The organism is Myxacorys sp. (assembly GCF_059501405.1).
Map to the genome: position 1 here is coordinate 1 of NZ_JCACCM010000101.1, position 25,152 is coordinate 25,152.

The 25,152-nt window shown below is 48.2% G+C and carries 21 protein-coding genes and 2 pseudogenes; 13 read left to right on the forward strand and 10 right to left on the reverse strand.

Going from position 1 to position 25,152, the window contains the following annotated elements; all coding sequences use genetic code 11:
• Positions 1-1,252: 1,252 nt before the first annotated feature.
• The 6 genes and pseudogenes from AC5I6P_RS12520 to AC5I6P_RS12545 all read right to left on the reverse strand — a co-directional run bounded on the left by AC5I6P_RS12520 (position 1,253) and on the right by AC5I6P_RS12545 (position 11,144).
• Positions 1,253-1,963: pseudogene (locus AC5I6P_RS12520) on the reverse strand (IS6 family transposase).
• A 73-nt stretch (positions 1,964-2,036) separates the two neighbouring features.
• Positions 2,037-2,327, reverse strand: coding sequence for a hypothetical protein (locus AC5I6P_RS12525; protein WP_495694096.1), 291 nt, complete (start codon positions 2,325-2,327; stop codon positions 2,037-2,039).
• Positions 2,328-2,523: 196 nt separating this feature from the next.
• Positions 2,524-5,157: a hypothetical protein gene (locus AC5I6P_RS12530; protein WP_495694097.1), complete on the reverse strand. Its 2,634-nt coding sequence runs from the start codon at positions 5,155-5,157 to the stop codon at positions 2,524-2,526.
• Positions 5,158-6,424: 1,267 nt separating this feature from the next.
• A complete protein-coding gene (locus tag AC5I6P_RS12535; protein WP_495694098.1) occupies positions 6,425-9,766 on the reverse strand; it encodes a hypothetical protein in 3,342 nt (1,113 codons plus the stop codon).
• A gap of 587 nt (positions 9,767-10,353) precedes the next feature.
• Positions 10,354-10,941: a Uma2 family endonuclease gene (locus AC5I6P_RS12540; RefSeq protein WP_495694099.1), complete on the reverse strand. Its 588-nt coding sequence runs from the start codon at positions 10,939-10,941 to the stop codon at positions 10,354-10,356.
• Complete coding sequence (locus AC5I6P_RS12545) at positions 10,938-11,144, reverse strand: ribbon-helix-helix domain-containing protein (protein WP_495694100.1); 207 nt, start codon at positions 11,142-11,144, stop codon at positions 10,938-10,940. The genes AC5I6P_RS12540 and AC5I6P_RS12545 overlap by 4 nt, the downstream gene beginning before the upstream one ends.
• 239 nt (positions 11,145-11,383) lie before the next feature.
• Here AC5I6P_RS12545 and AC5I6P_RS12550 point away from each other — a divergent pair, with 239 nt between their 5' ends.
• From AC5I6P_RS12550 to AC5I6P_RS12590, 9 genes are all read left to right on the forward strand, one after another.
• On the forward strand, positions 11,384-12,400 hold the full coding sequence (locus AC5I6P_RS12550) for a ParM/StbA family protein (protein ID WP_495694101.1): 1,017 nt from the start codon (positions 11,384-11,386) through the stop codon (positions 12,398-12,400).
• Positions 12,397-12,645 carry a hypothetical protein gene (locus tag AC5I6P_RS12555; RefSeq protein WP_495694102.1) on the forward strand — a complete coding sequence of 83 codons (249 nt, stop codon included), beginning with the start codon at positions 12,397-12,399 and terminating at the stop codon, positions 12,643-12,645. Before AC5I6P_RS12550 ends, AC5I6P_RS12555 begins: the two co-directional genes overlap by 4 nt.
• A gap of 97 nt (positions 12,646-12,742) precedes the next feature.
• The gene (locus AC5I6P_RS12560) at positions 12,743-13,291 is read left to right on the forward strand and encodes a hypothetical protein (protein ID WP_495694103.1); all 549 of its coding nucleotides are present in this window, start codon (positions 12,743-12,745) and stop codon (positions 13,289-13,291) included.
• Positions 13,292-13,302: 11 nt separating this feature from the next.
• On the forward strand, positions 13,303-14,028 hold the full coding sequence (locus tag AC5I6P_RS12565) for a hypothetical protein (RefSeq protein ID WP_495694104.1): 726 nt from the start codon (positions 13,303-13,305) through the stop codon (positions 14,026-14,028).
• Between the two features lie 33 nt (positions 14,029-14,061).
• On the forward strand, positions 14,062-15,777 hold the full coding sequence (locus tag AC5I6P_RS12570; protein WP_495694105.1) for a hypothetical protein: 1,716 nt from the start codon (positions 14,062-14,064) through the stop codon (positions 15,775-15,777).
• A 431-nt stretch (positions 15,778-16,208) separates the two neighbouring features.
• Positions 16,209-16,373, forward strand: coding sequence for a type II toxin-antitoxin system RelE/ParE family toxin (locus AC5I6P_RS12575; RefSeq protein WP_495694106.1), 165 nt, complete (start codon positions 16,209-16,211; stop codon positions 16,371-16,373).
• Positions 16,374-16,446: 73 nt separating this feature from the next.
• On the forward strand, positions 16,447-17,544 hold the full coding sequence (locus tag AC5I6P_RS12580) for an AAA family ATPase (RefSeq protein WP_495694107.1): 1,098 nt from the start codon (positions 16,447-16,449) through the stop codon (positions 17,542-17,544).
• 15 nt (positions 17,545-17,559) lie between these two features.
• Entirely contained in the window at positions 17,560-18,408 is an 849-nt protein-coding gene (locus tag AC5I6P_RS12585) for a hypothetical protein (protein ID WP_495694108.1), read from the forward strand.
• Positions 18,409-19,398 (forward strand): hypothetical protein, encoded by a 990-nt coding sequence (locus AC5I6P_RS12590; RefSeq protein WP_495694109.1) that lies wholly within the window; start codon positions 18,409-18,411, stop codon positions 19,396-19,398.
• A gap of 143 nt (positions 19,399-19,541) precedes the next feature.
• On the opposite strand, the gene AC5I6P_RS12595 is transcribed toward AC5I6P_RS12590, so the two are convergent.
• From AC5I6P_RS12595 to AC5I6P_RS12610, 4 genes are all read right to left on the reverse strand, one after another.
• A complete protein-coding gene (locus tag AC5I6P_RS12595) occupies positions 19,542-20,159 on the reverse strand; it encodes a hypothetical protein (protein ID WP_495694110.1) in 618 nt (205 codons plus the stop codon).
• Positions 20,160-20,315: 156 nt separating this feature from the next.
• Positions 20,316-20,570, reverse strand: a complete 255-nt coding sequence (locus tag AC5I6P_RS12600; protein ID WP_495694111.1) for a hypothetical protein — start codon at positions 20,568-20,570, stop codon at positions 20,316-20,318.
• Between the two features lie 143 nt (positions 20,571-20,713).
• Positions 20,714-21,190 carry a hypothetical protein gene (locus AC5I6P_RS12605; protein WP_495694112.1) on the reverse strand — a complete coding sequence of 159 codons (477 nt, stop codon included), beginning with the start codon at positions 21,188-21,190 and terminating at the stop codon, positions 20,714-20,716.
• 104 nt (positions 21,191-21,294) lie between these two features.
• Positions 21,295-21,846, reverse strand: coding sequence for a tyrosine-type recombinase/integrase (locus AC5I6P_RS12610; protein ID WP_495694113.1), 552 nt, complete (start codon positions 21,844-21,846; stop codon positions 21,295-21,297).
• A 764-nt stretch (positions 21,847-22,610) separates the two neighbouring features.
• Here AC5I6P_RS12610 and AC5I6P_RS12615 point away from each other — a divergent pair.
• From AC5I6P_RS12615 to AC5I6P_RS12630, 4 genes and pseudogenes are all read left to right on the forward strand, one after another.
• Positions 22,611-23,255, forward strand: coding sequence for a nucleotide-binding protein (locus AC5I6P_RS12615; RefSeq protein ID WP_495694114.1), 645 nt, complete (start codon positions 22,611-22,613; stop codon positions 23,253-23,255).
• Positions 23,256-23,283: 28 nt separating this feature from the next.
• A complete protein-coding gene (locus AC5I6P_RS12620) occupies positions 23,284-24,183 on the forward strand; it encodes a ParB/RepB/Spo0J family partition protein (RefSeq protein ID WP_495694115.1) in 900 nt (299 codons plus the stop codon).
• Positions 24,184-24,218: 35 nt separating this feature from the next.
• Positions 24,219-24,722 (forward strand): DUF1016 N-terminal domain-containing protein, encoded by a 504-nt coding sequence (locus AC5I6P_RS12625; RefSeq protein WP_495694116.1) that lies wholly within the window; start codon positions 24,219-24,221, stop codon positions 24,720-24,722.
• A 78-nt stretch (positions 24,723-24,800) separates the two neighbouring features.
• Positions 24,801-25,097 (forward strand): annotated as a pseudogene (locus tag AC5I6P_RS12630) (IS1634 family transposase); the annotation flags it as partial.
• Between the last annotated feature and the right edge of the window lie 55 nt (positions 25,098-25,152).

Sequence of the window (25,152 nt, forward strand, 5' to 3'; positions counted from 1 at the left end):
GTTCAAGTCGTCCTATTCTCCCTGATCCTCGTCCCCATGTCTAGAACACGACCAACAGTTCTGCTAGCCCCACTCGCTGCATCACATGCAGCAGCAAGACGACGTCATCGATTCGTTCTGAGGTGAGTTTGAGCGCGTCTGTCATTGTCCAGTTAAAACTCTGGATTCTATCTTGGATGCTTCTTCCAGCCATTGCCACTAATTTAATCTTTTCTCTCGCTGATTACGCGAACGGTGAGTTTATATACTCCAGTTCCACACTCAAAGCTAAACGTCAGCAGAGACAAGCTTCACATCCTCGACGACATCAAATTGGTACCATGACAAAAAAGTCACGTACGGTTGTAAAGGGGAAACTGGATGAATCATGAAATGTCCTGAACGGTGGTGAAGTGAGTCTAAGTGTACCAGAACATTTTCTCTAATCAAGGGGCGATCCATCACAAATATTTTTATCAATGTCTTTAGAGCTAAACAATTCTGCAAAGGTTGATGAATGGCTGAAGTATTGATTCCCACTTCCTTATCACTTTACGCTGGGAGCATGGCCCCTAGCGATGAGTAGAAAAGCAGAGAGGAGTCTACCTTGCCAGCTAATTGAGCGTGAGCTCGGGATAGAAAATCGCCAGAACCTTTGATTTTCCCGTACTTTGCTTCATCGCAATACATCAAGGTGGTGTCAATAAAGCTCTCAACTAAACCACTATGCACTTTAAAGTGCATAGATTCCTGAAGGGCTGAAAGCCCAAGTTAACTCATTCCAGTACGAAGTTGTCGCGATCCTGGTTTGATGGATTTCGATGATGTTCAAGATACGGTAGTGCTAAACAAGTAATGATGCCTGAAACAATTGTTGCACACGCGTTATAGACATCTAGTCAGAAGTCGCCTGCCTTGAGTATACGGCCTGCTTTTGACTTAAAAGCGCACTGACTTAACCAATCAGCAGCGTTTCAGCGCCCTTATCCTGGGAACTTCAGCCCTTTTCTTGAAAGATGGAGCTGTAGATTCGTGATTGACTGGGCTTTTCAACCATCCTTACATCTTTAGGACTACCGAATGATCTATACCTTTCAACTTGTATATCAAGATGACGAAATCTATGTTGCTTGGAACAACAAGGGTGGTTTAGATGGGAAGGTTTCTTGCATTGAAGTACTAGGGCGTTAATGCATCATTCTTAACGTGCCAGAATATTGGTTGTGTCGCAAATATTTTTTAGTGACAAACGAAGCATCTCGTTCGCGTTCCGTTAAGCACTCATTCCGAAGAGTTCTTCGATAAATTTCGCTTGAGACACACTTTCCCCTTTGCCCATTCCTTTCACCTGTCCTTTGCGAATCATACTCATCGCTTCAATCCCACTCAAGGTTCGTCTTGCCGTATTAAATGAGCCGAATCCCATCATTGGCTTGGTCAGTCACTTGATGTGGCGGTGATCCTGCTCGATGATGTTATTCAGGTACTTGCTCTGCCATAATTGGGTCTCTGCTAGCAGCGTTTCATCGCCTTTCAACGCTTCGACTGCCACTGGATAGGCCGCATTTTTATCGACGGTGATCACCCGTGGAGTTTGAGGATGAGTCGCCTTCAGCACTTTGCGGAAAAACCGGGCTGCGGCTTTACCGTCCCGCTTTGCGCTCAGCATGAAGTCGAGCGTGTTGCCGATCGAATCGACGGCACGGTAAAGGTATTTCCACGCTCCTTTCACCTGGATGTACGTCTCGTCCACCCGCCACGAATCGTTCGTTGGGTTTAGATCAGGACGAATTCGTTTGTCCAGTTCTGGGGCATAGCTCAGCACCCAGCGATGAAGGGTGGAATGATCCACCTCGACCCCTCGTTCCGCCGTCATCTCTTCCAAATCCCGATAGCTTAGAGGATAACGACAATACCATCGCACATTCACTACAATGATTTCGGGTAAGAAGTGTCTCCACTTAAACAGGGATTGAGATGGCAGTTAAATTGACATGAGAGGAAATCGAACCTTCTCACATTATCATTTCTGCGACACAACCATAGTCTCTCAGTTTCTAGTAAGTGGCCCGAATGGGGTGTGGCACCGTACCTACGAACGAGGTTTCTGGATGAGGAATGCCGACTTGGCCGTTGAAGTGCCTATCGAGATAGGCATACAGTTTGTTGCTGCCTCGAAAGTAGAGGGTTAACCCATTGTGGAGTTGGGTTGCGAAGACAATCTGGGCTTGTTGGCGGGGCGAGACTAAGAAGTTGATCCAATCTGCGACCTTGTGGTGCGGCAGGTCTAATTTGCCTAGAGCACACCCTTCGATCATCTCCATCCAAAACTGGATTTGGACACTCATCAACAGACTCCTATTTTGTCTATAAGAACTATTTAGTTTTAATGTACTAGAGTACGCTGTTCTAAGCATCGAAAGTTTTTAGATTTCAGCCAGAAAATACATTTTTGTTGAGCGAGTGATACTTTAACCCTTCCATAAATAGCTACGGAGGGGTTAAAGCCAGGACAGAGACGTAGCAAAGTTTTAAGCTTAGGAGTTAATCGGGAGAATCCACTGTCCTCAGTACATTTTTAATAAAGCAGGTATTGGCATCCATAATGGGCTGCAACTTTTTAAGCGTATGTCGCATATCGTAATGATGGATGTGCATTCTACCCGAGTGCTGTAACAGTAGCGCAGCGCTCTCTACATACTCTGGGAACTCGCTAGCAAGCATTTTGCGGATGTTTTTGGGAGGAACTCGTACACCAGTCCAACGCCCAAGAATTGTCTTAATACGATGAGTCCAAGCATGACCGTCTAATGGCTCGGTACCCTGGAAAACACGGAAAAAGAAGTTGTGGTCTACAGCCCCTTCAATTCCTCGTCCCCAGTTTAACCATCGGTCAATATAAGCGTAAAGAAAAGCATCCTCAAAGTTAAGATTCGGAATCTCAGCCCACCAACCACCATTCGCCAAAATCGACGGCGGCATTGACTTACCAGTCTTATAGTTTTTCGGCATGTGGTGAATATAGAAACGAACCTGGTCCTTGCGCTCCTTCCATAAACCCAACCTTTTCAACTCCTCAACTGACTGAAAGGTTTTTTCAGTCAAAATTCCTTCCTTTAACGTCTCCCCAATACGTAACTCATAGAACGTTCTTGCTCGTGACGGGATCAGTAATAGGAAGACAATACTCAGAAATCTTTGCAGATCCTCAGCAATAGCCCTATCCGGACGTCGCTGTACAGAATATCCAACGCGAAGCTTCGCGTTCTTTGCATAAGTTGAAATCTGATCCGCCCGAGAACGTTCTTTATTCATTGCCATTACAGCCTCTTCCCAGGACACAGAGGTTTCACCATACGATATAGATGGGGGAGCTATTTTACTCTTTTTATTTAGTTCAACTTGAAGCTTCAATAAGCGTCGCAGAATTGGAATGTCTTGTTTCTCTGGAAGGTAATCTGTACCAAGCACATCTCGATACAAAAACTCAGCAACCCGAATAATGACAAATAGGCGGCGTAATTGGGAATGAGGGCTTTTACCTACAAACTTCAGGTAACGCTCAATTCGCTGCTTGTCCTGATCAGCTTTGGCAAACGCTTCCTGTAACCCAGTTTCCCTGTGCATTAAATACTCGCTATAGTCATCATGATGCGAGATTAGAAACACTAATTTGCTCTTGGTAGCAATACATTCAAACTTGAGCTCATCCAAACAGAGCCCTTCATACCGGTGCAACCAGCCCAATATTTGATAAATTTGTTCCACTTCTGTCTTGATGGAACCAGGAGTCACATCATTTGATCGCCGCCATTCTATGTAGGCATTAATCTGCAGCTGCAAGTGAGAATTGACATAGTCATTCGGAAATTTCTTGGCTCCAAGAGCGTGAGTAGGACACTTCTCTTGATACATCTTCTGACCTGGTCTTTTGCGTTGACGCGATTTGCCTGGAGTATAGAAGGTGTTGAAGACAGGCTCAGCCTCCTGGCTTTTGTCCTCTACGCTTTGACTTTGCTGGTTCGCACACCACTCTTGCCACTGCCGTATACGAGACCTTACAGCAGATCGACTTGAGCTTGGTACATCAAGACGATCAAAATAGACCTCAATCAGATCAGTCGCTTGCTCAAACTGATTGAGTGCAATTAACTTCAGGTAATCTAAGCCAGCTTGAACGTCTGCTGAAGTCGCTCTGGAGGACTTAGGCACTGGCCCTTCATAGGCCGGAATTAGATATCGAATCACGGATGATTGAAGCGAATTGGCTTCTTGCGTTTTATTGTTCGCTTCTAAGTCTTGACGATAGCTCTGGTAACTCTCAAACAGCGTGCACTGCTCCGGTTGAACGGTCTGCTGTGAAGGCAACTCCGTCTGAAGTGGAGATTTTCCACCCCACGGTGCAACGGCATTCGGATCAGGTAAATAGAGCTTCATCCTAGCCCACGTCACAAAGAGCCTCAAACACTTGCGGACTAAAGTCTGATGCGTCCGTCTCAGGTTGAGAGCTTTCATTGCCGCGATCGCAATCGACGGAGCTTCATTGAGGTACTCCAAAGGGATATTTTCTAGGTACTGAAGTGCAGCTTCTGTTTCAATCTTGAGCGCTGGTTTGTGGTAGGGGATCGGACCTCTACAGCCTGGTACAAAGAAGCGGACCACGGCATTAATTAGGTCAGTTCTGCTGGTGCGATTATCAATTTGCTCTAGGTATTCCTCGAGCATTTGACGAGCATTGCCTGTTTTTAGCTTTAACCCCTTAAACAGTCCAACTGCAATATGAGCGCAAGTTCCATCAGGAATTGGATTATTGGGTTCAGGTAAATAATGATGCTTGCGCGCCCAATCAACGATCTCTCTAAGATTGTGACAAATTCTCGACTGTTGAGTGGACGAATAGCCTAACTGCTCAGATAGCGTTGATGCTAGCTCCGGAGCATTCGCTAACGTGTGCAATGGAACGTCTCGCAAAAAGCTGTAGGCGATTTGAATATCTTGCGCAGTGATTGAGGTAGATTTTTGTACTGAAGGAATGGGCCCTCTGATGCTTGGTACGAAATATCGAACGATAGCATTTTGAGCATCTTTAATCTGCTGTGAACCCTTCAAAGAATTGATGAACTCAGCACAAATTTCTTCAGAGTTAAGTGGGTAGGAAAAGTTCTCGTTCAACATCATAAGTTCTTCCATTAGATAAGGTTAAGAAAAAATGATCCATCGAACTTAATCGCTTGAATCATCTTTTATTGGAAAGCAGCAATGCTGGCACAAAGCAAATACAAATCGAAAGCCAACAAGGTAAATTGAACTCACCTTGTTTCACCACATTGAGTAGAGAACTGAACTACTTCTTGTCTAGCCCTCTACAGTTCAATCAATTGGAAAATCTCTTCTTGCTGATGCCTTTTACATCTTTGATTGAGGCATCACGCACACTAATCACAAATTTGAAGGAAACTCCTACTGGTTGACTTCAACTGAGTGCTCTTTAATCACTTAATTGCTGAAACCATAAGATTATTATGCCACTGCCCGAGAAGTTATCTTCTTTTGCAATAGTTTTGCAGAAAGTTGATATATGTTACGACGACGTAGAGCCAGAATTGAATCAGGCTTCGACCGCTCAGATTGGCGGCCTAGCAACTTTACTCTGAAATGAGGTTTTCAGCGTTTTAGGTGAAGGCATAGGCTTGCAATGTTTGCAAAGATGATTTGCAAACATTGCAAGCCTTGCATAGTCGGAATTTCAGACAATTTCTCCGAGATGGTAGGAACTGAGCAGGACATCCCAGATTCTGCTACTTGATGAGCGAAATTTAACTCTGAATTAGTACGATTGTCAAAAATTTTGGTGCTGCCTGACGATTCAAATTTGAAGAACTTAATTAGTGTTTTATTCTGAAGACAAAAATCTGTTTGAATCAGACGAGTTAAGTAGTAAGCCATTGCCATCATTAGGGGGTTAGTTGTTGATTGGTGCATTGCTCTAAATTCAAAGTTACCTGATTTTTTGAATATTGGAAAGGGGCACCAATGACCATTGGTGCCCTAATTGGTACCCTATTAGTGGGACATAATAGAGTACCAATGATGTGGATTCACTCAGAAACGAAGCCTCTTATAAAAACTAAGAGATTGAGTAGCAAACGAAATATTTAGAGGCTTTAGCCTCCTAGTTTCTAACAAGTTCAACTAGCGAACTTTTAATACCTCAACGCAAGTTTTTGCTTAGCTTCTCCTCAGCCCCCACAGAAACGGAGCCTCTTATAAAAACTAAGAGATTGAGTAGCAAACGAAATATTTAGAGGCTTCAGCCTCCTAGTTTCTAACAAGTTCAACTAGTGAACTTTTAATACCTCAACGCAAGTTTTTGCTTGGCTTCTCCTCAGCCCCCCGCTATTAGAAAGGTAGAGCGAATAACCGTTGAAGTAACAAAACTGCCATTTCAAGCTGCTTCTAGCGACTTAAAGGACTCAATATGGTCTGGGGGAAGGGTCAGCATCAACGCGGTGAAAATCCCGGTCTGGATCCTGCCGCTCAGTCGATCCCAAACCGCTAGCCAGCCGCTCGGCTCTAACCACTCATGAAAAATCTCATTGACCGTCTCTAACACCTGTGCCGCTGTTTCACAATCGGAGATCGTGGCCTCCACCAGAGGGGCAACTAGGACGCAAATTTCCTGAGAATCAGGGTCTAGCGGTTGACTAGTTTTGCTATTAGGACTCTCTAATAGCGTTTGTAGTAATTTCCAGTGCTGCGATACGTACTGCTGGCTATAGGGAATCAGGGCTGCGATCGCCCGCTGCGTGATTTTCGTGCCCGTGGCTTTGAGCTGCTCGCCCACCGCTTGCACTGCAAGAAAAAATCGCTCTTTCTTCGTGCTGGCATTGATGGTAATGTCTGCTGCCTTCACTTTTTGGGTCGGGCAATCCAGTTCAAAGTCCGAGAGAAGAATGACTTCGAGCGGCGTTTCGGCTCGGCGATGGGATCGCAATCGGCCGATCGCCTGATGGAATTCAGACAAAATCGAGCGGTCCACATAGGCCCGAAACTGAGCATCGTCGTCCTGGGGATACTGCCCGACCAGCACTCCATATTCCGCCTGCAAATCCGCTACGTTACGACAGGGTGTACCAACCAAGATCAAGCGCGTTGTCCCCTCAAAATCATTGATCCCCCGGCTATCGCGCCACCAGCACCCGCTGCTCTCGAGCGCAAATTTCTTAAAGTCGATCACCTGTGTCGTAGCATCTTGCTGCTGATAATGAGCCACAATTGCACTCACGCGTTGGTGCTGCTGGTTGCCGCGCTGCACTCCGAGCCGTCCTAGATCCGTGACCTGAATCAGCGTCAGGTTTTCGGGTGGGGGAACCTGTTGCCCACAGACAAAAATCTCGTCGACCCCACACCCGAGTTTCAAGGCTAAATCCTGTGGGTGCAGCGTACCATCAAGAAAAATGGTGGCTCTGGCGGCTCCAATCGTAGATCGATGGCGTCCGTCTGGCAGCGTTAAGGTCAGTCCGTCATAGCTCAGCCGCATGGAAGCACCCGGAGCGTGACCCCTGAGAATCCCCAGCAGCTCCGGCAACCACTGCTTGATCACGCGCTGCTGAGCTTGATCTGCCAACTCAGAGTCACGCTCGGCAAACTTCTTGCGAACCTGCCGGGGCAGATCCGCTAAATCGACCCCGTGAACCGCTGTGCTATTGAGGAACCCGAGGTCGGGTCGCAGAACTTGGCTCACGGCTTCGCCGTCGATCTCCACTTGGGGCAGCCGCTGTATTAATTCGGAGTGACCCATCCCAAATCGGCCGAGTTTGGTGGAACCATCGAGCATCGGAATCAGGGCCACGAGGATCGGTTGGAGCGACTGAAATAGCCCCGGAAATTCCATCAGCCTCAGAATGGTGTGCTCTAAATCGAGCAGCGTGACCTTCAGGTCTCGCTTGACGCGGAAATTCTGCCCGGGTTCATCGACGAGGAGGAGGGTGTCCGCCAAAGAATAGTCGAGCGGGTCCGGCAAGCTGTCGAGGTGAGCGCGGAGCTTGGGAGACGACAAGGCAGAGCGCCGCTGATACAGAAAGCCATAGCCAGGACCGTTTGAATGCGTACAGGGTTCTCTCAGCGGGCAGGTGCTGCAGATGAGGGAAGCGGTATCAGAGCCATGGACGTGTTTGTCTCGCAGCATTCCCAGAAGTTGATGACGGCTACAATTGGCCGCCAGGGTTGGAGTCTCCCGCTGGCCCGCCCGCTTGAGGCGCACGCCACCCGTAGGGGTGACTTCTCGCACGAGTCCGCCGTGGCGGGCTTCGAGGTCAACCCAGCCATTCTCCTGCGTCAGGGTGGTGACGGTGGGATTGCGATGCTGGTCAGAAGCATAAATGAGTTGCTTCACTCCAAAAGTTTGAGGATCCGTTTGACCGGCATCGAAAGACTTGCCCGCACCTGGGGGTGAGATATCGAGAATGTAGCGGTAGCCGCGAGCGATCGCCCTCTGCCAGATGGAGAGACGCTGACCTGAGGGATACTGGGAGACGTCTTGCTTCCCGAATCGCGCTCGCAGCGCGGCAGCAGATTGGGCCGGCTGCGGTTTGTTCTGCAGCGTGCGCCGAATGCGCTCGAGCCAATCAAAGGTGGGATGAGCCAGAGCTTCAAATTGGGCGGTCGAGAGCCACCCAATTGCTGTGCAATCGTCAAGTTCATCGATATCAGGGCTGGCTTTAGTGGTTTGCCCCCACCAGGCGATTTGAACCCCGTAGCCCCACTTTCGGAGCAGCTTCCAGGTGGCGCGGTACTGCCGCAGGACATGGCGATTCTGCAGAGTTCCGGCATCCGGGTAGAACTCGATCGTCTTTGTCCCTAGTTCTTGAGCCAACGTCTCAAGCGTCGCCTTGAGGGTTTTGGGATTACTAGCGAACTGCCCGCCTGCCGCTCCCACGACGACCTGCCCTTGGCGCTGCGCTGTAATGAACGGCTTCGCTCCCACGCCCTCCACCAAGGCGATCGCTCGCCGCAGGATGTGAGGGGGGCGATGGACTGCCAGCGGCAGTTCGCCATTCGGTAAGTGAGGAGTGGGTCCATCGGGACGTTTCTTGGTAGCGCTGGTGAGCCAGCGGTAGCGTCCGCCCTCGTCATCGCTGCGGAGGCGCAGTTGAAAGCCGACCACGTGCTCTTGCACGTCGTGAATTGGACACAGATAGCCCGGTTGGCAGTTGAGGCTGAAGCCATCGAGACTGACTCCAGGGAGAGTAGGCGGTAGTGGTGAATGCAACTGTTGCCACTGCTCGGTCGACTTCACACCCCAGGCGTCAATTTGAGCATCGGTTAATCCTCGGCGATGCAAATCGGCGCGATCCTCCGGGTGCAGTCTTAGTTGATCCAGCAGTTGACGGTAATGAGGGTCGCGGACCTCGGCACCCATCGCTTGAGAGTGTTGCTGGATCTCTCGGTCTCCCTGGGTCGATTGATGACGCTGGCGCTGCTGAAGGGAAGTGTTCCAATTAGAAGAGGTTCGTCCATCGTCTGGCACGAACTTACCCCAGAGCCGGTCTTTCGTGGTGCCGATGAATCGAAATCCTGGAGGGGCGATACCCGCGTCGGCAAGGGTCATGCAGAGATGGAGGTTCTCCATCTGCCGACATTTTCCGGTGGTGTCGCTGCACATGTGACACGGATTGCCGCGTTTCGTCGCGGTAAATCTGCTGCGTGAGGGAGTGCGGGAACGAGACGCAATGGGAGCTGTCTCAACCTCGCCTTGAGCGGGGGTTGTAAGGGTGAAACTTGACATGGGTTCTCTGTCCAAACGGTGTGCAAAGGACAGAGAGCAAGGAATGAGAGATGAATCAGATGGTTTGCTGTAATGTCACGCCAACAGAAGTGGCGCAACTGGGCGCACAAAAATCTCAGTTCAATCGTGTCGCTCTCTGACCCAGAAGTGAAGGGAAGGGAGAGAGAACCATGCTGCGTTGCTCAAAAATGCCCAGCAACATCTATTGCCATATGGGACAAATGAGGCATAATAAAAAGCATGGCACCGTAGGGAACCTAACTATCTGGCCGACCAAAGCTTTCAAGTTAGCGTCCCCGCCTCCCGTTATTCAAATTAAATATTCGCCTTCAAAGCCCCTTCTGTTTGCAGCAGTGGGGGTTTTTGGCGTCTAGGGGTGCTAGATCATGGGGTTAACCTCTTGCTTTGCAACGGTGAAAACTGGGTGCCTCATAGGATGTCGCTCACATTGCTGAAGTGAGTCTAAGTTTACCAGGACATTTTCTCTGATCCGCAATCGATCCATGACGAATATTTTGTAACTGTAATCAGAAAGGAGAAAGAGTACAAGCGTTCACCGATTCACATAGTCAACGCCTGTCAAGTTTCTATCTCCTGCCAATGGATGCCTGAAAGGTTTGAACAGCCAATGGAAAATCAGTCTCAGCCATCAGAATGCAGCGCCTTAGGAGGTCTACATCAAGTTGCTCGAGTCCGGGTAGCTCGCTAAATTCGATCTGCTCGTAACCATCGTTTCTCAGATGATGCAACGTGAGAACGCCATCCTGCCAGAACCAGACCTCAGACACACCGAGTGCTGCATACCGCGCCAGCTTATTGGAGCTGCCGCTCGTAAAGATGACCTCAATCGATAAATCAGGAATCGGCTTTGCGCCACCGAGACAGTAAGACTTATCTGCCTGAGCCGAGGCTTTCCCCTCGCGCTCCTGTGTAACTGACCCAGACGGAACGAAAGCAATGCCTTGAGCTAACAGGAATGTGGTCACGAGATAGCCAATAATTTCTGAGAAATTCTCGTGCTGGAATCCTGGCATAAGGACTTCGATTGTTCCTGCGTAAAAAAATAGCTTGACTCCGGGAGAGTCTTGTGAGGCTTGCTGAATCAGCTTGAATTGCTCCCACGTTCCTTGTAGAACGATGCGCTGGTCGGTTGGCTTATCGAGGAGTTGCGTCATGGCGACTTTGCCTCATGAGGTTTCGATTCTTTTGCGGCCGGTAGTTCTCCAGATGTTTTAGCTTGCTCGATCGCTCTCTCTACAAGGTAATTTGCAAGATTGGCGATGGGTCGTCCCTGTAAATCAGCCCACCTCTCTAAGTCGGCATAAACAGTGTCAGGCAGAGTCAGAAAGACGCGCTTACTCACAGGAGCTAATTCCATACGGGTACGCTCAAGATTTTACTAATTCGCTGAACGATCGTAGCTTAATGTAGCTGAATAATAGCTTATCGCTACTTGACAGCTACGAATCGGATGCTAACATCAAACATGAAAAGACGCAATTGATCCATTGATTGACGCACAACAGCTAGAGATGGCATTTGACTTGCACACTTGAGCAAAAGCCGAAAAACGCCTCAATGCTTGATTCCAATTCACTCTCAGAGGTTTTCACCCCAATGAATACATTGACAGAGGCAGACGTACCCCGTTCGATTCCGTCTACGCCTATCCTTCGCTGGGCTACATTTGCCTGTGATGCAGGGAATCGCACGATCAAGGCTTTCGACGAGGTGAACCGCCTGCATTCGGTGCCCTCGCTCGTGCAATTCCTGGGCGAGTTTGACGACGTGCATGCAGATCGCCAAAGCCTCATTTGCGAATATCTCGACGGCAATCCTGACCTGCTCGGTCAGCGCTGGGTGGTCGGCAAAGCGGCGCAAGACCTGGCGGGACAGGCGACGTTTGAAGGTGAAAAGGCAGAATTAGCACCCTATCTCGTGCTGCCGATGATTCAACCGCTCGATCAGCAACGTCAGATCGTGATCCAGAAGCTGGTTTGCTGCCTGCCCAACCATCGGCAACAGGACAAGGCGGAAACGATTCAGAAGGCGCTGACGGGCCTGCACCACTACCGTCGCAATGGTGAACTCCTGACGGTGCAAGTGAGATCAGTGGTCGTGGAGCCAGAAACACTCGGCGCTTACCGCTACTGCCTCTCTCAACGCCTGTTTCAATATGCTCGACCAAACGGAATTCTCGATTTAGGCGGTAAAACTGGCATTGCCCAAATCTACACGGCCAATGGCTCCAGCCCGGCGGATGGACGCGTGATTGTGCCCGGAAGCTTCGACCTCGCCCTGCGCTGCACAAAGCACCCAGAGCTTCAAAAACTCGATTTCTCACCCAACCTGACGCTGATCATGGATGCGATCGCAACGGGCACCTACGTTTACGGAACCACGGGAATTTGTTTCGCCGATCAGTTTCCGCAGTACCGGGATGCTTGGATAGCCGACATTCGCAACAAGCTCAGAATTGGTTGGGCCAAGTGGATGTCCGATCTCGGTGAAGTGGTGATCGTGGGCGGTGCGGCAGCCTTGGCCCAGTCGCTTGTGGAAGCCACGACAGGACGATTCAAACTCTGTGAGCGCTCCCAGTTTGCCAACGTGATTGGCATGAGGAGCGCAACATGAGCCAAAGCAGAGTTGTGATTCGCTCAAAAGATATTCCGATGGTCGAGCGCATTATGCAAACCACCGGCGTTGATAGTGCCTCAGATGTGATCTCCCTATTGGTTTCGCGTTACGGGGACGCCCTGCTGACCTGGTGGACGTCCGATGTTCACCCGTGCCGGTTTCCCGTCGAAGTGAGAATGCCTGACCTGGAGCCAGACTTCCCGCACGATCCGGGCGTGGGACTCGGTGCGATCGACCTGTAGAAACTCTTCAAACCGTTGGGGAATGAGCCAATGCCGCTCTACCTCAAGAACTGACTGGAGAGAGTTTCTGATCCTGCTGACGACCTCAGGAGTGCCCATGCAAAAACATCACCTTTATCAATTGCTGCGAGAACACAAAGCTGAATGCCTTTGCGGCACTGTCGCCATCCTTATTCTGGCTCTTAATGCCGGCAGCATCAAGGAGTTTATCGATTCGAGCCAGCAGCTGCGAGCGTCGTTCAAAGCAGAACAGCAGGACAATCAACGCCTGCAAACCGAGCAGTTAGTTTCCGAGCAACGCCGCGAGATTGCCGAAGAACGATACCGCAACCACTGCACGGTGATTTTCTCACTGAGCCAGAAAGACCACTACACCGCCATTACAGACGGGGAACCAGTTCTCAAAGGCGAGCTGGCCAAGCTGTATCGCGGCCAGAGGTTCGACGTTCGCACTCTACCGAAGCATGCCTTTCTGCCCGCCGGAATGGAGGTGTGTGACGTCTATGGCAATACCGCAAAGCTAGTCTCCGATCCCTTCCTCCACGGCTTGCCCGTGGCACGTGACCTCGCCCATACCGGTAATCCCGACCTGATCAACGCTGCCAAGACCCGCGAGCGCGGCATCTACTCCAACCCTGTTCGTTAGGAGCCAATCGTATGAAAACAAACCCGTCATCAGACGCTCAATCATCCTGGAAGGATAACGCAAGAGCCTGTGCCCACAAAGCTGGGCATGAAGCGCGAGAGGCGATAGACAATCCCATCTTTGGCCTCATCGCCTGGATTCTAGCGCTTGGATTAGGAGTTGCCCTGATTCGAGTCGCTATTACCAATATCGAGCCGTATTACAGCCTATTCCAAGGAGCAAGTACAGACGCCACGTGGGTGCGCAACTTGCCCGTGCTTGGCTGGATGCTGACGAGCTGGAACACAGTGATCTCCTCGGTCGGTGCTCTTCTGGTCTGGGCGGTCGTGCAAATCTTTCAGGTGCTATGGATCCTGATTGCCCTTGATCGCAAAGCCAAGCGGGGCGCATTGAAAGATGCTCGGCAGAACGGCTTGGACCCAAACCAGTTCAGAGAGCGCCGCGCTCGCCAGATTGCCAAGTCGATGAACGGCATTCCGTTTTTCTTTGTGCGATGGTCAGCGTTGTTAGCCCTGTTTGCCTATGCCTTTGACTTTGCGATTGGCATTCATCAATATCCACCCGCCCGGAACTTGCAAGTTTTCTTTGTGGCGCTCGCGTCGGGGATCACTAGTCGCATTGACTGGGGCAACTTCACGAAGCTGCTGACGATGATGTTCAGTTTTGAAGTGCTCCTCGTCCCGTTTGTGATTGTGGTGTTCTGGATTCGGGCGCGACAGTTCGATTCTGCTAATTAAGCTAACCCGTTTCAAGAGTAGAGAGGCACAATCATGTTGAGCCGATACGGTGAAACTGAAGGGCGCTTTAGCCCCCAGGAGATCGAGGACAAGATTGACGACTTTGAGGAACGGGCCGCCTCGCGTGTCAACAACGCGCCCACCGGGCGATTTCTACTAGCCGTCGGCATCTTTGGAGCCTTGGTCATGCCGTGTGGGCTACCCGCTGCTGGTGCGATCGCGCTTCCGGTTCTGGTGAATGCGATCAAAAGCGCAGCCAAGAACGGTCAGCAGGCGGAGTACATCGCTCGGACTGGTACTTTCTGTCACCTGCTGAATCATCGCGAGATTGCCCAACTGATTCGCTTCACCGGGCGTAAGTTCATCGTGGACCAATGCGTTCAGGCTCACATTGACGGCTTGACATTAACTGGAGCCGCGATCGAGCTTGTGGAGTTGATCGAGGGACAGTTAACGCCGTCTACGTTTGCGGAGGTGAAGAAAGCCTACACACCCAACGCGGAAGATAATGCGGGTCTTCCTATGGGCATTAGAGCAATGGCTCTCTTAGAGCAAAACGTGGTCGATGTTGGGTCAGCGGCGGTACCAAACGGTGAAACTGCCACAGAACTCCCCTTTATGCCGCAAAGCCCACCCGTGATAACTGAAACAGCAAACGCTCTGCCGTCCTTTAATCCGGTTGATTATTTGGTCGGAGACCGACTGCGAACGTCACTCATGATCTCAGTTTCCGGCGGAGGTAAGGACATTTTGCTCTCAAATGCCCTGAGATCGTTTCTGCTCACTTACCCTCAGTTCAGCGCCATCGTCATGGATTGCAAAGATGACTCCAAGGAAACGGGCTATTACGCCGGATTAGAGCGAGTGACACTTTATCGACTGAATCTAGCAATGTCGAGTGATTCGACCATCGCCGCTTGGATTGATGCAATTCTGGATGACTTTAACGCCCGTCCTGAATGCTGCTTGCTCATCTGCAACGAGGGCACATTGATTCGGGAGAAATCGAAGCGCTATGCCGATGTGGTGAAAAGCTTAGTCAGTTCTGGAGATTCACGCCAGAAGTACGCCTGGGAAGCGGGACAGTCGGCTCATAGCGATGACCTCAAAACGAATGGGGCCTCGCGATCGCGCTTCCGCCCCCTGATGATTGGCATGTTGGGTGAAGAGATGCAAATTGAAGCGGTGTTGCAGGCAAAATGGTTTGCGGATTCAGCACGAGACATGAGCGCTATTACTGCTGAGATGCGACGCTCTCCGGTGCGGCGGGCCTGGTGTGATGGAAGGCAGTGGTATCCGATGCCTGAATTACCGAATTACTCAGGGTACGATCGGGATGCTCGTTCCTCCATTTCATCTATAAACCAGCTTGCCAGTCAGCCTAGAAGTTTGAAGCAGAACATGCAGCAAGATAGACACCAGGCTGAACGAATGGAAGCCAAACAGCGAGAAGGCTCTAATGAGCGAGCAGGAGGAATAGAAGGACGGCTGATTTCAGCATTTCCTAGTTGGAAGAAACCATCGATCGATCTAGCTGTAAAAGTGCTGCAGTTGCTTGAAAAGAACGTTAATGGTATGCGGGTTCATGAAATTAAGTCTGGGATTCGTTACCTCAAAGAGAATGACCGAGGCGTCACCAATAAAATTTTGAAAAAACTGGAAGAAGCGAAGTTGATTGCACAGGCAGGAGGAGTAGTTGTTTTAAGTTTCCCTGAAGCTAATGAGGCCTTCTTATCTGATTTTGATTAACCAGACAGGATAAGCAGGACCTAGAGAAATTCTCTTAAATGGCCTATCTTGAGTGTCCTGTCCTGAACATCCTGCTTTAAGACAACCAAACTGAATCCGTTGTATAGCCGTAGTCCTGAGCGCTCTAAATCTCATTCTGAGTACCAAAGGATTTGTCCTGGGCGTCCTGAGCTCGACTTTATCCATTCCCTGAAAGCTTCTGCTGGCGTTAGTTCCAGTACCCCTGATTTTCGACCTGACTTTTTGAATGTCGGTGTTTCACCGCAACTTGGGAAAAGGTTGAGTGCCCCAGCGCAACCTAGACCACCGCAAGAATGACCTAAATCTCAAATGGATAAAGTCGAGCTGAGGAGCAAGGACAAGAACTATTGTTACCCTTCCACTGCGTAAAGACTGATAACAAATTTTCGGCAACTTGAACAAGCTTAGTGATGAGCCACTATTTTTTTACTCCTCAAGCAAAACTAGACTTGAAAGATATTACTAAACGAATTGCTCTTGATAATCCCGTTGCCGCTAAGCGACTCCTGGCTGAAATAAGCAGAAGCGAAGCGTTTCCAGATCGAATGCTAGAAGGTGATGTTGCAGAGCTTTGAGGCCTATGAGTATTTTTTGCGCGTGATCTTTACGCACGGTTAGACTGTTGGGTGTATTGGCTGTTCAGTAATTATGGTTCCTGATGTGATACCGCTTCAGAAAGTTTTGTTTGGAAGTCCTGGCACAGGTAAGAGCTACCAGATTCGAGAGATCGCGACCGCTCAGCTTGGGATTGCGCTTGATGAGACAACCAAAACTCTCGCTAACACGGTCAAGACCGTCTTCCATCCCGAATATACCTATGCCGATTTTATGGGCAAGCTGCTTCCTCAAAGTCAAGGTGGCAGTATCATCTATAAGTTTTATCCTGGGCACTTCTTGCAAGCGCTTGGTAGTGCCTACCAGGGATTAATGAATGGGAATAGAGAGCACTACTTGTTAGTGATTGATGAACTTAATCGGGGAAATGCAGCAGCAATCTTCGGTACAGTGTTTCAACTGCTTGATCGAGAAAGCGACTACTGGTCCTCTTATGAAATTGACCTCTCTGACTTGGAACTGATGGAACTGTTCAAGTTAATGAGTTATGAACCGACGCTCAACAATCAGGTCATTACTATCAAATACAAACCTTATCAGGATTTCTTTAACGATCAAGAGCAGGCAGCACTGAGTAACTTCAATCTAGACGGTGCCCGTCTCGCTAGGCTTCTAAAACGTGGCAAGATCAGTATTCCACCCAATCTATCAATCTTGGCGACTATCAACACCTCTGATGAGTCGATTTACTATCTTGATAGTGCTTTTAAGCGCCGTTGGGACTGGGAATATGTTGAATCACCTACTCTGATGTCAGTCGCACCTGATTCTATCCAATCTATAAGACTTGTGTTGGATAACGGCAGTGATCTGAAGTGGAGAAACTGCATTGTAGGGGTAAACCGATTTATTCTGTCAAATGCACAGAGCATTCGCCGTATTGAGGACAAGCAAATTGGGTGGTGGTTTATGAAATCCGATGATGGCAAGATCTCACTGCAACAGGTCAAAGGCAAACTTATGTTTTACCTATGGGATAATGTGTTTGCCAAAGATCGACGCCCTCTCGAAATCATTCTGACTAAAAAGTTAGCCCGCACAAACCCAGTTAAGCTGATAACTTTCGCTGACTTCGTGGAGCATACTGAGGTGCTAATGCGATATTTCCAGTTGGAAGGTGAAGACTTCTAGCGGTAGTGATGATTCATGCTCAACTTTAACGACTTGACCTGTGTTGTCAGCGATTCCTATTCATTTGTGGGCATAGCCAAAGAGGACAACAAACTCCAGTTACACCTGCCTAAAGGCTTTCAAGACCAATTACCTGCACTTAACACGTTTGAGGTTAAACGTGACCTGTTCCTTCTGCTCTATCAGATTTTGCGTCAGTTTAAGTCTATCTGCATAGACAAGGGTTACCTGGAGCCTACTAGTAAACTGCTAGCTTGTGACCGGGATGGGGTTGTGCAGGGGGATGCTGGCTCTACTGTGACTCAGCTTCTGAGTGAACCGCTCATCTTTTACGCCAAGTTAGATAGTGTAAGTGCCCTTTTAGATGCCTATGATGAACTCAAAATCGCTTCACTTGCCTACCGTCTGGGTCGCACCAATCATATCGATCTGAGCCAGCTTCATCGCTACTTGGACCGGGGTATCTTCCTGCCTAATGGAGCGGTATACGTGGATTCAATGGTATTGCCTCGGCAGCAAGTCCAGTTTGATGCCAGAGACATTGTGGCGCTCTACTGCTACCTAGTGCAGGAGGTTAAAGTGCAGCTTGGAGAGGAGGTCACCCCAGAAGTTAATGCTCTGGCAGAACGTTTTCAGCAGCACTATCTAGGCACGGAAGACAGCCTGTTTGCCGAACAGAGTTTTGAACGGGTGGTTGACATTCTCAAAGAGGCGCTTGACACGATCGACCAACGTACACCGCTTAAAGATACGGACTATGACCAGTTCTATAGTGCCATTGAGCAGTTTTTGTATGGTAACTGGCAGCGTGCTAATGATGGCGAGATCTGGGGCATCAGCAACTTCCATGGTGTCTGGGAATGAATGTGTCTGACTTACTTGGCTCAGAGTGTGCCAGCTCAAAGCCTGTTATTCCTCGATCGCGCGTTTGTTGCCGATCATATTCTCCAAGTTCTGGATGCTACCCCCAAGCTGATTGACTTAACGAGCACGTTCACCTGTAACGGCAAAAAGTTGGTGCCGGATGCGGTTGTTTTTCCTCCGATCGACATCTCAACACAGGTAAATACTGAGTATAAGTTGCATGAAAATAACTGGAACGATTTTGGCTATCAAACAAAGTTTTCATGCGGTAGTTCTAACTTTTTTAAGTCTGTCAAAATTGCTTATATGGGTCAGCCTAGTAGCTATCATACCAGCGAGGAATTGAAGCCCCTGTACGAAGACCTTCTGATTGATCGTCCTTTACCAAAGAAGTTTTATTCGTACTGGAAACTAGGCTCTTGGGCGTCTGAGGATGCTAAGCAGTTTGGCTATACCTGGCACGCCATGAAGCATTTCAACCACATCTTCTGTGAGGCAGTTCGGCAAGATTTATGGACATTTGAGATATTCCAGCAAAAGCTTTTGAACAAGCTAGACGTGAGCGGCCCTGGTGCAGACAAAGGTGGTGTTTTCACCTCATCACTGTTTCGGGGTGTATCTCTATTCTGCATTAAGGAGCAGTTTGAAGCATTTGTATCTGACTTATTCCAATTTGAGGTGATTGACATCAAGTACTTAACCCTTGCTCACCTTCAAGACTCTACTAATGTTGAATCCTTGAAAGAGCGCAGCATCCGTAAGCAGTTTGTTTACGAGTACTTATTGCACCAGCAGGTTAAGACTCTGGTGCCGAATGTTTCGCCCAAGATCAGTAGCCACTTCTGGCTTCCTAGCGTCAAACCTTCTCAGCTTGCTCTCTTAAGCGCACCAATGTATCTAGATGGTTATTTGAAGCTGATGAATGTTAATTTACCAAATGTTCTGGAGACTTATACAGCCTCACTCTTGCCAAAACAGATTTTTGATTAGATTGCCTTGTCTAGAGGGTGTTATGTACTTTGAAATCCAATATTCACATACAAGTTATCGCTCTCTACCAGTCTTAACCTCATTTCAGCTAAATGGCAGCGAGTTCTGGGCATTGGAATACCGGCCTGGCATATGAAAACCACTTATGCCAGAAAAGGGCAAACAGGTTCAATGTTAATTGCGAAAGAGCCGTCGGGACCAATTTTGATTGCAACTTTATGGCAGTTATGGACGATAGCCTGAGAAACTGCCCACGTAGTCAAACCAATCCCAGCACCAGCTAATGCACCTGGCACTGCTCCAACTCCTATCACAAAACTACCAGAAGCCCCTCCAATCCCTGCGCCAATGGCAGTACTTGCTCCAGCAGAAACTAATGCCCCATAGTGAATTGAGATGCGGCCATGATAGGCAGAATCAGAACTAGGAAGTGGTACAGCCCCGATCGCACTGGCAGGAGGAAACGGCTTAGTTTGCTGAAGTTGAAATACTTCCTTTAATCGGGTTGGAAAGTCCTCATAGCGATTAAAAGGGGTGTTAATGCTGATGTTGGTCTTGGATTTCAAGGCATGAGCCAGTTCCTTATAAAAAGCTTCCGAATCCGAGAAAGTTAGAATTTTTGTATTTTCTCTATTAGCAGCTTCAATTGAGGTAGTAGTTGAGGCTGTTAGGATTGTTGCAGCTTGAGCGGAAGTACAGACGACTAAGTTCTGAAGCAGGATTAGTGCCGCGAGCACCCAAGCAAAAAATCTTGTAAGCATTCTCTCATTCTCAACAGTTAGTTGTACTCCTCTACCCCTTCCTAACTCTCCACCCTGAAGTTCTTAAGGTAAAGGGTGCTTCGCCGGTCCAGAAGCCAGATTCAGAATTCCCATTTGAACAACTCTACTCACGCTTTGAGAGTTTGGTGTACGGGTTTAATGTAAAGCTGTTACTTGCGATTGCTGCACTTCTCGCTCTAGCGTGATTGAGCTTTGCGAGGCATAGGGATGGCTAATAGGCGTTCCCGTAGCAACCGGACTAAAACCAACGCTAAGAACTTTCAGGACTAATTTTGAACTGTATAACCGTCTAGTTCTAGCCCGAAACGACTGATTTCCCGTTCTAGCCAATTGTTGAAAGCCTTGAGAATCAGATGCACTTCTGTCCCAGGCTGCAGTAGACCGAATCATAGAACTCAGCTACAGTCAAGCTTCCAGCCTTAACGTTGTTTTTGATCCGTTTAATGTGGGAATGCCTATTTGGTAGAGGCGATGCTCAAGTGATGTTTTAGATAACTCTCATGTTTGAGAGTTATCTTCTGAGAAAATAAAACTTACCGGCCTCCACAGAGAACTTGTCCCCACGCAATAGAAGAATTTTCGCTGCAAGTAAATTTTTTAACCATACCATCCTTCATCAAACCCAAGGTAATACTTGCACTACTACCTTGAAGTGCGAACTCTACTGCGCCCACATTGTGGCAACTTTGCACGATAGTTTTCGTTTGAGTTGTCATGAACCGAGGAGATTGAAAAATCGAATTGGCTGCAGACCCACTCATGACAAGAACTTGTATGATTGGCCGTTTACTAGACGCGTCTGCATAGGTTTGTGTAGCATCACGACGGTTGTAATCAATTCTTAAATTACGCCCTCGCATCATTTCACTAGATACAAACTCAATGACCTCTGCACAGGCATCCTCATTCTCCTGGGCTTGGGCTGTCGGATGTAAGGCAAAGATGTTCAAGGGGACCAAGCTGAATGCGATTGCAGCGTGTACGGAAAGTTTCTTGCAGTGAAAAACCATAGTTGAGCTCGAACAAGTTTAAGTTAGGGTGCCCAACCACAAGTATTCAGAGACTGACCGTTTTCTTCTTTCACACGTGTTTTGGATTGATCCTGATAGGATTTCTAGAAATTTAACGCGTTGATTGCCGCTCTCTTTTGATCCGGAGACACCTCTAGATACTTCTGCAACTCAGAGAGCGATTGGTGTCCGGAAATCTCTTGAATTGTCCTCAAGGGAATTCCAGCTGTACTCATTCGGGTTAATGCCGTGCGTCGAAAGCTATGTGTAGACACGCCTACTAGCCCCACTCGGGTACATGCCTCCTTTAAAATCTTCTCGGCACTAAACCGACTGAGATGCTGCCTAATCCCTCGTTTGCCAGGGAACAATGCGCCTGGTTTCGGGCTGTACGCATCGAGCCGTGATTGCAAATTCGGATGCATGTCGATTTGTCGTGTGGCGATCTTTCCCTTAGTTGTGGCTTTTCTCAGCGTAATGACGTTGCCTTGAATATCTTCAGTACGAAGTGCTAGTGCCTCGCTGATCCGACAACCAGTGTACAAACAGACTCCAAACAAGGAGCGATCTCGATCTGTACGTAGTCCTTCAGCGAAAAGCAGATCAATCTCCGTCGCTGTCAAAATCCTCGCCTGCCCATTGCCATTAATTTTCATCAGAATTTAATCTATGCCTACCCTCAACTTTATTACACAAAGGCTAGGTTTCGTGTAGTAAGGGGGTGTAAACATTGATAAATCATTGCTCGTGGAGAATAACTCCTGTTTGTTCATGTTTTCTTATCAGTTTCAAGCCACAAAAAGATGCTCAAACCCGCATTTCGTTGTTGACTGATAAATAAGCTTTATCTAACCATCCTAAAAGCAGAATCCTGAGGGAAATAGAGCAAAGACTAGAGTCTAGGGAGTAACGGGTATTGTTGGTGAACTGGACTATCAAGGTTTAACTGAAGCTGATAACGCAAACCGGAAATTCTTGTTTTGGTATGAGGCTGACCTTATAACTATGTCACCGTCTGAACCAAGCTAAAGTCTGAGGCTGACCTTATAACTATGTCACCGTCTGAACCAAGCTAAAGTCTACTGATCAGGATTCTCCTGCTTATTCTTTTTCAAGAAAATCCACTCCGTGGTTCGATTTCTGTCTACGATTTAGTTATGGAATCCTTACCTTGGGAACCGGTCTTCTTAGCATCAAGCTGCTTAAGTTGTTTTGCTTTGAATGCTTAAACCGTAGTCTCTCTTATTGTTTGTATTTAATAATGCTGATCATGCTAATACTCCTACTAGCTATTGTCGTACAGAAAAACAACCTTTTTGGCACGAGCAATTCTGCTGGATTTAATGCAATTTTTGTTGAAGGGAAACGTTTCCCTTCATTCCATTTAGCATAAACTTGTCTTGTCGTTCTCAATTGCTTCATGCCTACGATTGCCGTCGTGAATCAGAAAGGGGGAGCGGGGAAGTCTACGATTGCTGTTCATCTAGCTCGGTGGCTACAGCGTCAGAAAAAGTCGATTTTAGTTATAGACGCAGATGGGCAGCGAACCTCTTCAATCTGGCTAGAATCCTTAGAACACCAAATCCCCTTCCAAGTTCTACAAAACCCTGACGATCTTTTAGATCAGTTGCCTAAGCTCGCTAAGGAGCATGAATGGCTACTCGTTGATGGACCAGCAACCCTTAGTGAAACCACTAGAGCACTTCTCCTATGGGCTGACTTAGCGTTAATCCCTTGCCAGCCAGCTGGTGTTGATTTGGCCAGTGCTTCCGACACAGTGCGGCTTGTTCGACAAGCACAGGCAATTCGAGGTGGATTACCTAAGGCTGCGCTATTTCTTAATAAAGCAATCAAGGGAACGAAGTTAAAGGATGAAGCCTTTGCCGTTTTGCAGCAGGTTCAGGATATCAAATTGTTAGCTACAATCATTCATCAGCGTCAGATCATCACAGATGCTTTTGGTCAAGGGGCTACAGTGTTTGAGCTAACTGGAACTCCAGCAGGAACGGCACGACGTGAGTTAGATAGCCTATTTAAACAGGCTATGGAGGTTCTGAATGTCTAGAGCGCGCAAAAGTTTAAGTGATGCTGTTATGAAACGTTTTGTGGCTGATCCTAACAGTACTCAAGCGGATCAACCTGCTACAACTATTCCTCTGACTGCCATTAAGCTACCAGTAAAACGCCAACCTCGTCGTTATTTTGATCCTGAGAAAATGGCGCAGCTAGTTGCCTCTGTAAAAGAACATGGCATCTTGGAGCCCCTCCTTGTACGCCCTTTGGGAAATGACAATTATGAACTTATAGCTGGAGAGCGCCGATTACGAGCAGCCCAAAAAGTTGGGCTAACTCAAATCTCTATCGTTGCACGAGAGTTTTCTGATCAGGAAGCTCTTCAAGTCGCGTTGATGGAAAATCTCCAACGAGATGACCTCAATCCGATCGAGGAAACTGAGGCCGTTTTGGAACTACTGGCGATTGCACTCGATACAAATGTAGAAGAGGTGAAGTCAGTGGTCTATCAGGTAGCAAACGCTAAAAATCGGGGGCAGGAGTTGAAGGGAAACGTTTCCCTTCAGTTAGATAAAATTGAATCTTGTTTGGCAGAACTAGGACGATTCAACCTTGAATCTCTGCGTAGCAGCCGATTACCACTGCTCAATCTCCCGCTCACTATTCTTGACGCGCTACGGGAAGGGAAACTGGAATACACCAAAGCACGGACGATTGCTCGCATGAAAGATGAGCAGCAGCGGGATGAGTTGCTAGAGAAGTCAATCTCTCAAAATCTTTCCTTGAGTGAAATTAAGATACGGGTCAAAGAATCAAAGTCTGATTCAAATCCAGAGGTGACGCCGGAGCAGTTATTAGTTGGTCGAATGACGGAGATCACCAAACGGTTGAAGAAGAGCAAAGCCTGGACTGAGCGCAAGAAACGAGATCGAATGATCAAGCTGCTGGATGAGCTGGAGCGTCTGACTAGAGAGGATTAGGTGGTTTATCTTAACCTCCATTTGAAAAACTGACTATGCCTAAACAAATTTCTCTTTTCCCAGACAACTACGATGACTTCTTCCGGCACCTAAAAGAACGGATTCGTTCTACTCAGGTAAAGGCGGCTCTAGCTGTCAACCAAGAACTGCTCCTCCTCTATTGGCAAATTGGGCGTGAGATTCTTCAGCGTCAGCAAGAGGAAGGTTGGGGTACTAAGGTAGTTGATCGGTTAGCTCAAGATCTAAAGACAGAGTTTCCGGAGATGACAGGTTTTTCACCCCGAAACCTTAAGTACACGCGGGCCTTTGCCGAGGCATATCTCGACGAAGCAATTGTGCACCAGCTTGGTGCACAAATTCTGTGGAAGCATAATTGCACTATCCTTGATAAGCTTAAGAACTTAGAGCAACGGATTTGGTACATCCAAAAGACAATTGAGAATAGCTGGAGCCGAAGTGTTCTCAGTCATCAGATCGATACAGATCTTTATAGTCGTCAGGGTAGCAGTCGCTTCATTAGTTACTCACCGTTCGCGTAATCAGCGAGAGAAAAGATTAAATTAGTGGCAATGGCTGGAAGAAGCATCCAAGATAGAATCCAGAGTTTTAACTGGACAATGACAGACGCGCTCAAACTCACCTCAGAACGAATCGATGACGTCGTCTTGCTGCTGCATGTGATGCAGCGAGTGGGGCTAGCAGAACTGTTGAATCAACACTTACCTCGGCACTGGAAACAGGAAGGGCTAGACTGGGGATGGGTAGCAGTAATTTGGCTGTGTTCAATTATTTCTCAAGGCGACCACCGCAAAGTCTGGGTACAGGAATGGGTAGAGCAACGACGCTATAGCATTGAGCAAGTCTGCGATCTAGAGTTGCGACCGACTGACTTTAGCGATGACCGCTTGAGCATCTGGTCGTGTTCTAGACATGGGGACGAGGATCAGGGAGAATAGGACGACTTGAACC

Excerpts from the sequence above, each read along its gene's own strand:
- AC5I6P_RS12545 (WP_495694100.1), bottom strand. The coding sequence starts at position 11,144 with ATGGAATTAGCTCCTGTGAGTAAGCGCGTCTTTCTGACTCTGCCTGAC.
- AC5I6P_RS12555 (WP_495694102.1), top strand. The coding sequence starts at position 12,397 with ATGAGCCAAAGCAGAGTTGTGATTCGCTCAAAAGATATTCCGATGGTC.
- AC5I6P_RS12525 (WP_495694096.1), bottom strand. The coding sequence starts at position 2,327 with ATGAGTGTCCAAATCCAGTTTTGGATGGAGATGATCGAAGGGTGTGCT.
- AC5I6P_RS12565 (WP_495694104.1), top strand. The coding sequence starts at position 13,303 with ATGAAAACAAACCCGTCATCAGACGCTCAATCATCCTGGAAGGATAAC.
- AC5I6P_RS12540 (WP_495694099.1), bottom strand. The coding sequence starts at position 10,941 with ATGACGCAACTCCTCGATAAGCCAACCGACCAGCGCATCGTTCTACAA.
- AC5I6P_RS12560 (WP_495694103.1), top strand. The coding sequence starts at position 12,743 with ATGCAAAAACATCACCTTTATCAATTGCTGCGAGAACACAAAGCTGAA.
- AC5I6P_RS12615 (WP_495694114.1), top strand. The coding sequence starts at position 22,611 with ATGCCTACGATTGCCGTCGTGAATCAGAAAGGGGGAGCGGGGAAGTCT.
- AC5I6P_RS12530 (WP_495694097.1), bottom strand. The coding sequence starts at position 5,157 with ATGATGTTGAACGAGAACTTTTCCTACCCACTTAACTCTGAAGAAATT.
- AC5I6P_RS12575 (WP_495694106.1), top strand. The coding sequence starts at position 16,209 with ATGAGCCACTATTTTTTTACTCCTCAAGCAAAACTAGACTTGAAAGAT.
- AC5I6P_RS12610 (WP_495694113.1), bottom strand. The coding sequence starts at position 21,846 with ATGAAAATTAATGGCAATGGGCAGGCGAGGATTTTGACAGCGACGGAG.
- AC5I6P_RS12585 (WP_495694108.1), top strand. The coding sequence starts at position 17,560 with ATGCTCAACTTTAACGACTTGACCTGTGTTGTCAGCGATTCCTATTCA.
- AC5I6P_RS12580 (WP_495694107.1), top strand. The coding sequence starts at position 16,447 with ATGGTTCCTGATGTGATACCGCTTCAGAAAGTTTTGTTTGGAAGTCCT.
- AC5I6P_RS12595 (WP_495694110.1), bottom strand. The coding sequence starts at position 20,159 with ATGCTTACAAGATTTTTTGCTTGGGTGCTCGCGGCACTAATCCTGCTT.
- AC5I6P_RS12535 (WP_495694098.1), bottom strand. The coding sequence starts at position 9,766 with ATGTCAAGTTTCACCCTTACAACCCCCGCTCAAGGCGAGGTTGAGACA.
- AC5I6P_RS12625 (WP_495694116.1), top strand. The coding sequence starts at position 24,219 with ATGCCTAAACAAATTTCTCTTTTCCCAGACAACTACGATGACTTCTTC.
- AC5I6P_RS12550 (WP_495694101.1), top strand. The coding sequence starts at position 11,384 with ATGAATACATTGACAGAGGCAGACGTACCCCGTTCGATTCCGTCTACG.
- AC5I6P_RS12570 (WP_495694105.1), top strand. The coding sequence starts at position 14,062 with ATGTTGAGCCGATACGGTGAAACTGAAGGGCGCTTTAGCCCCCAGGAG.
- AC5I6P_RS12590 (WP_495694109.1), top strand. The coding sequence starts at position 18,409 with ATGTGTCTGACTTACTTGGCTCAGAGTGTGCCAGCTCAAAGCCTGTTA.
- AC5I6P_RS12600 (WP_495694111.1), bottom strand. The coding sequence starts at position 20,570 with ATGATTCGGTCTACTGCAGCCTGGGACAGAAGTGCATCTGATTCTCAA.
- AC5I6P_RS12620 (WP_495694115.1), top strand. The coding sequence starts at position 23,284 with ATGAAACGTTTTGTGGCTGATCCTAACAGTACTCAAGCGGATCAACCT.
- AC5I6P_RS12605 (WP_495694112.1), bottom strand. The coding sequence starts at position 21,190 with ATGGTTTTTCACTGCAAGAAACTTTCCGTACACGCTGCAATCGCATTC.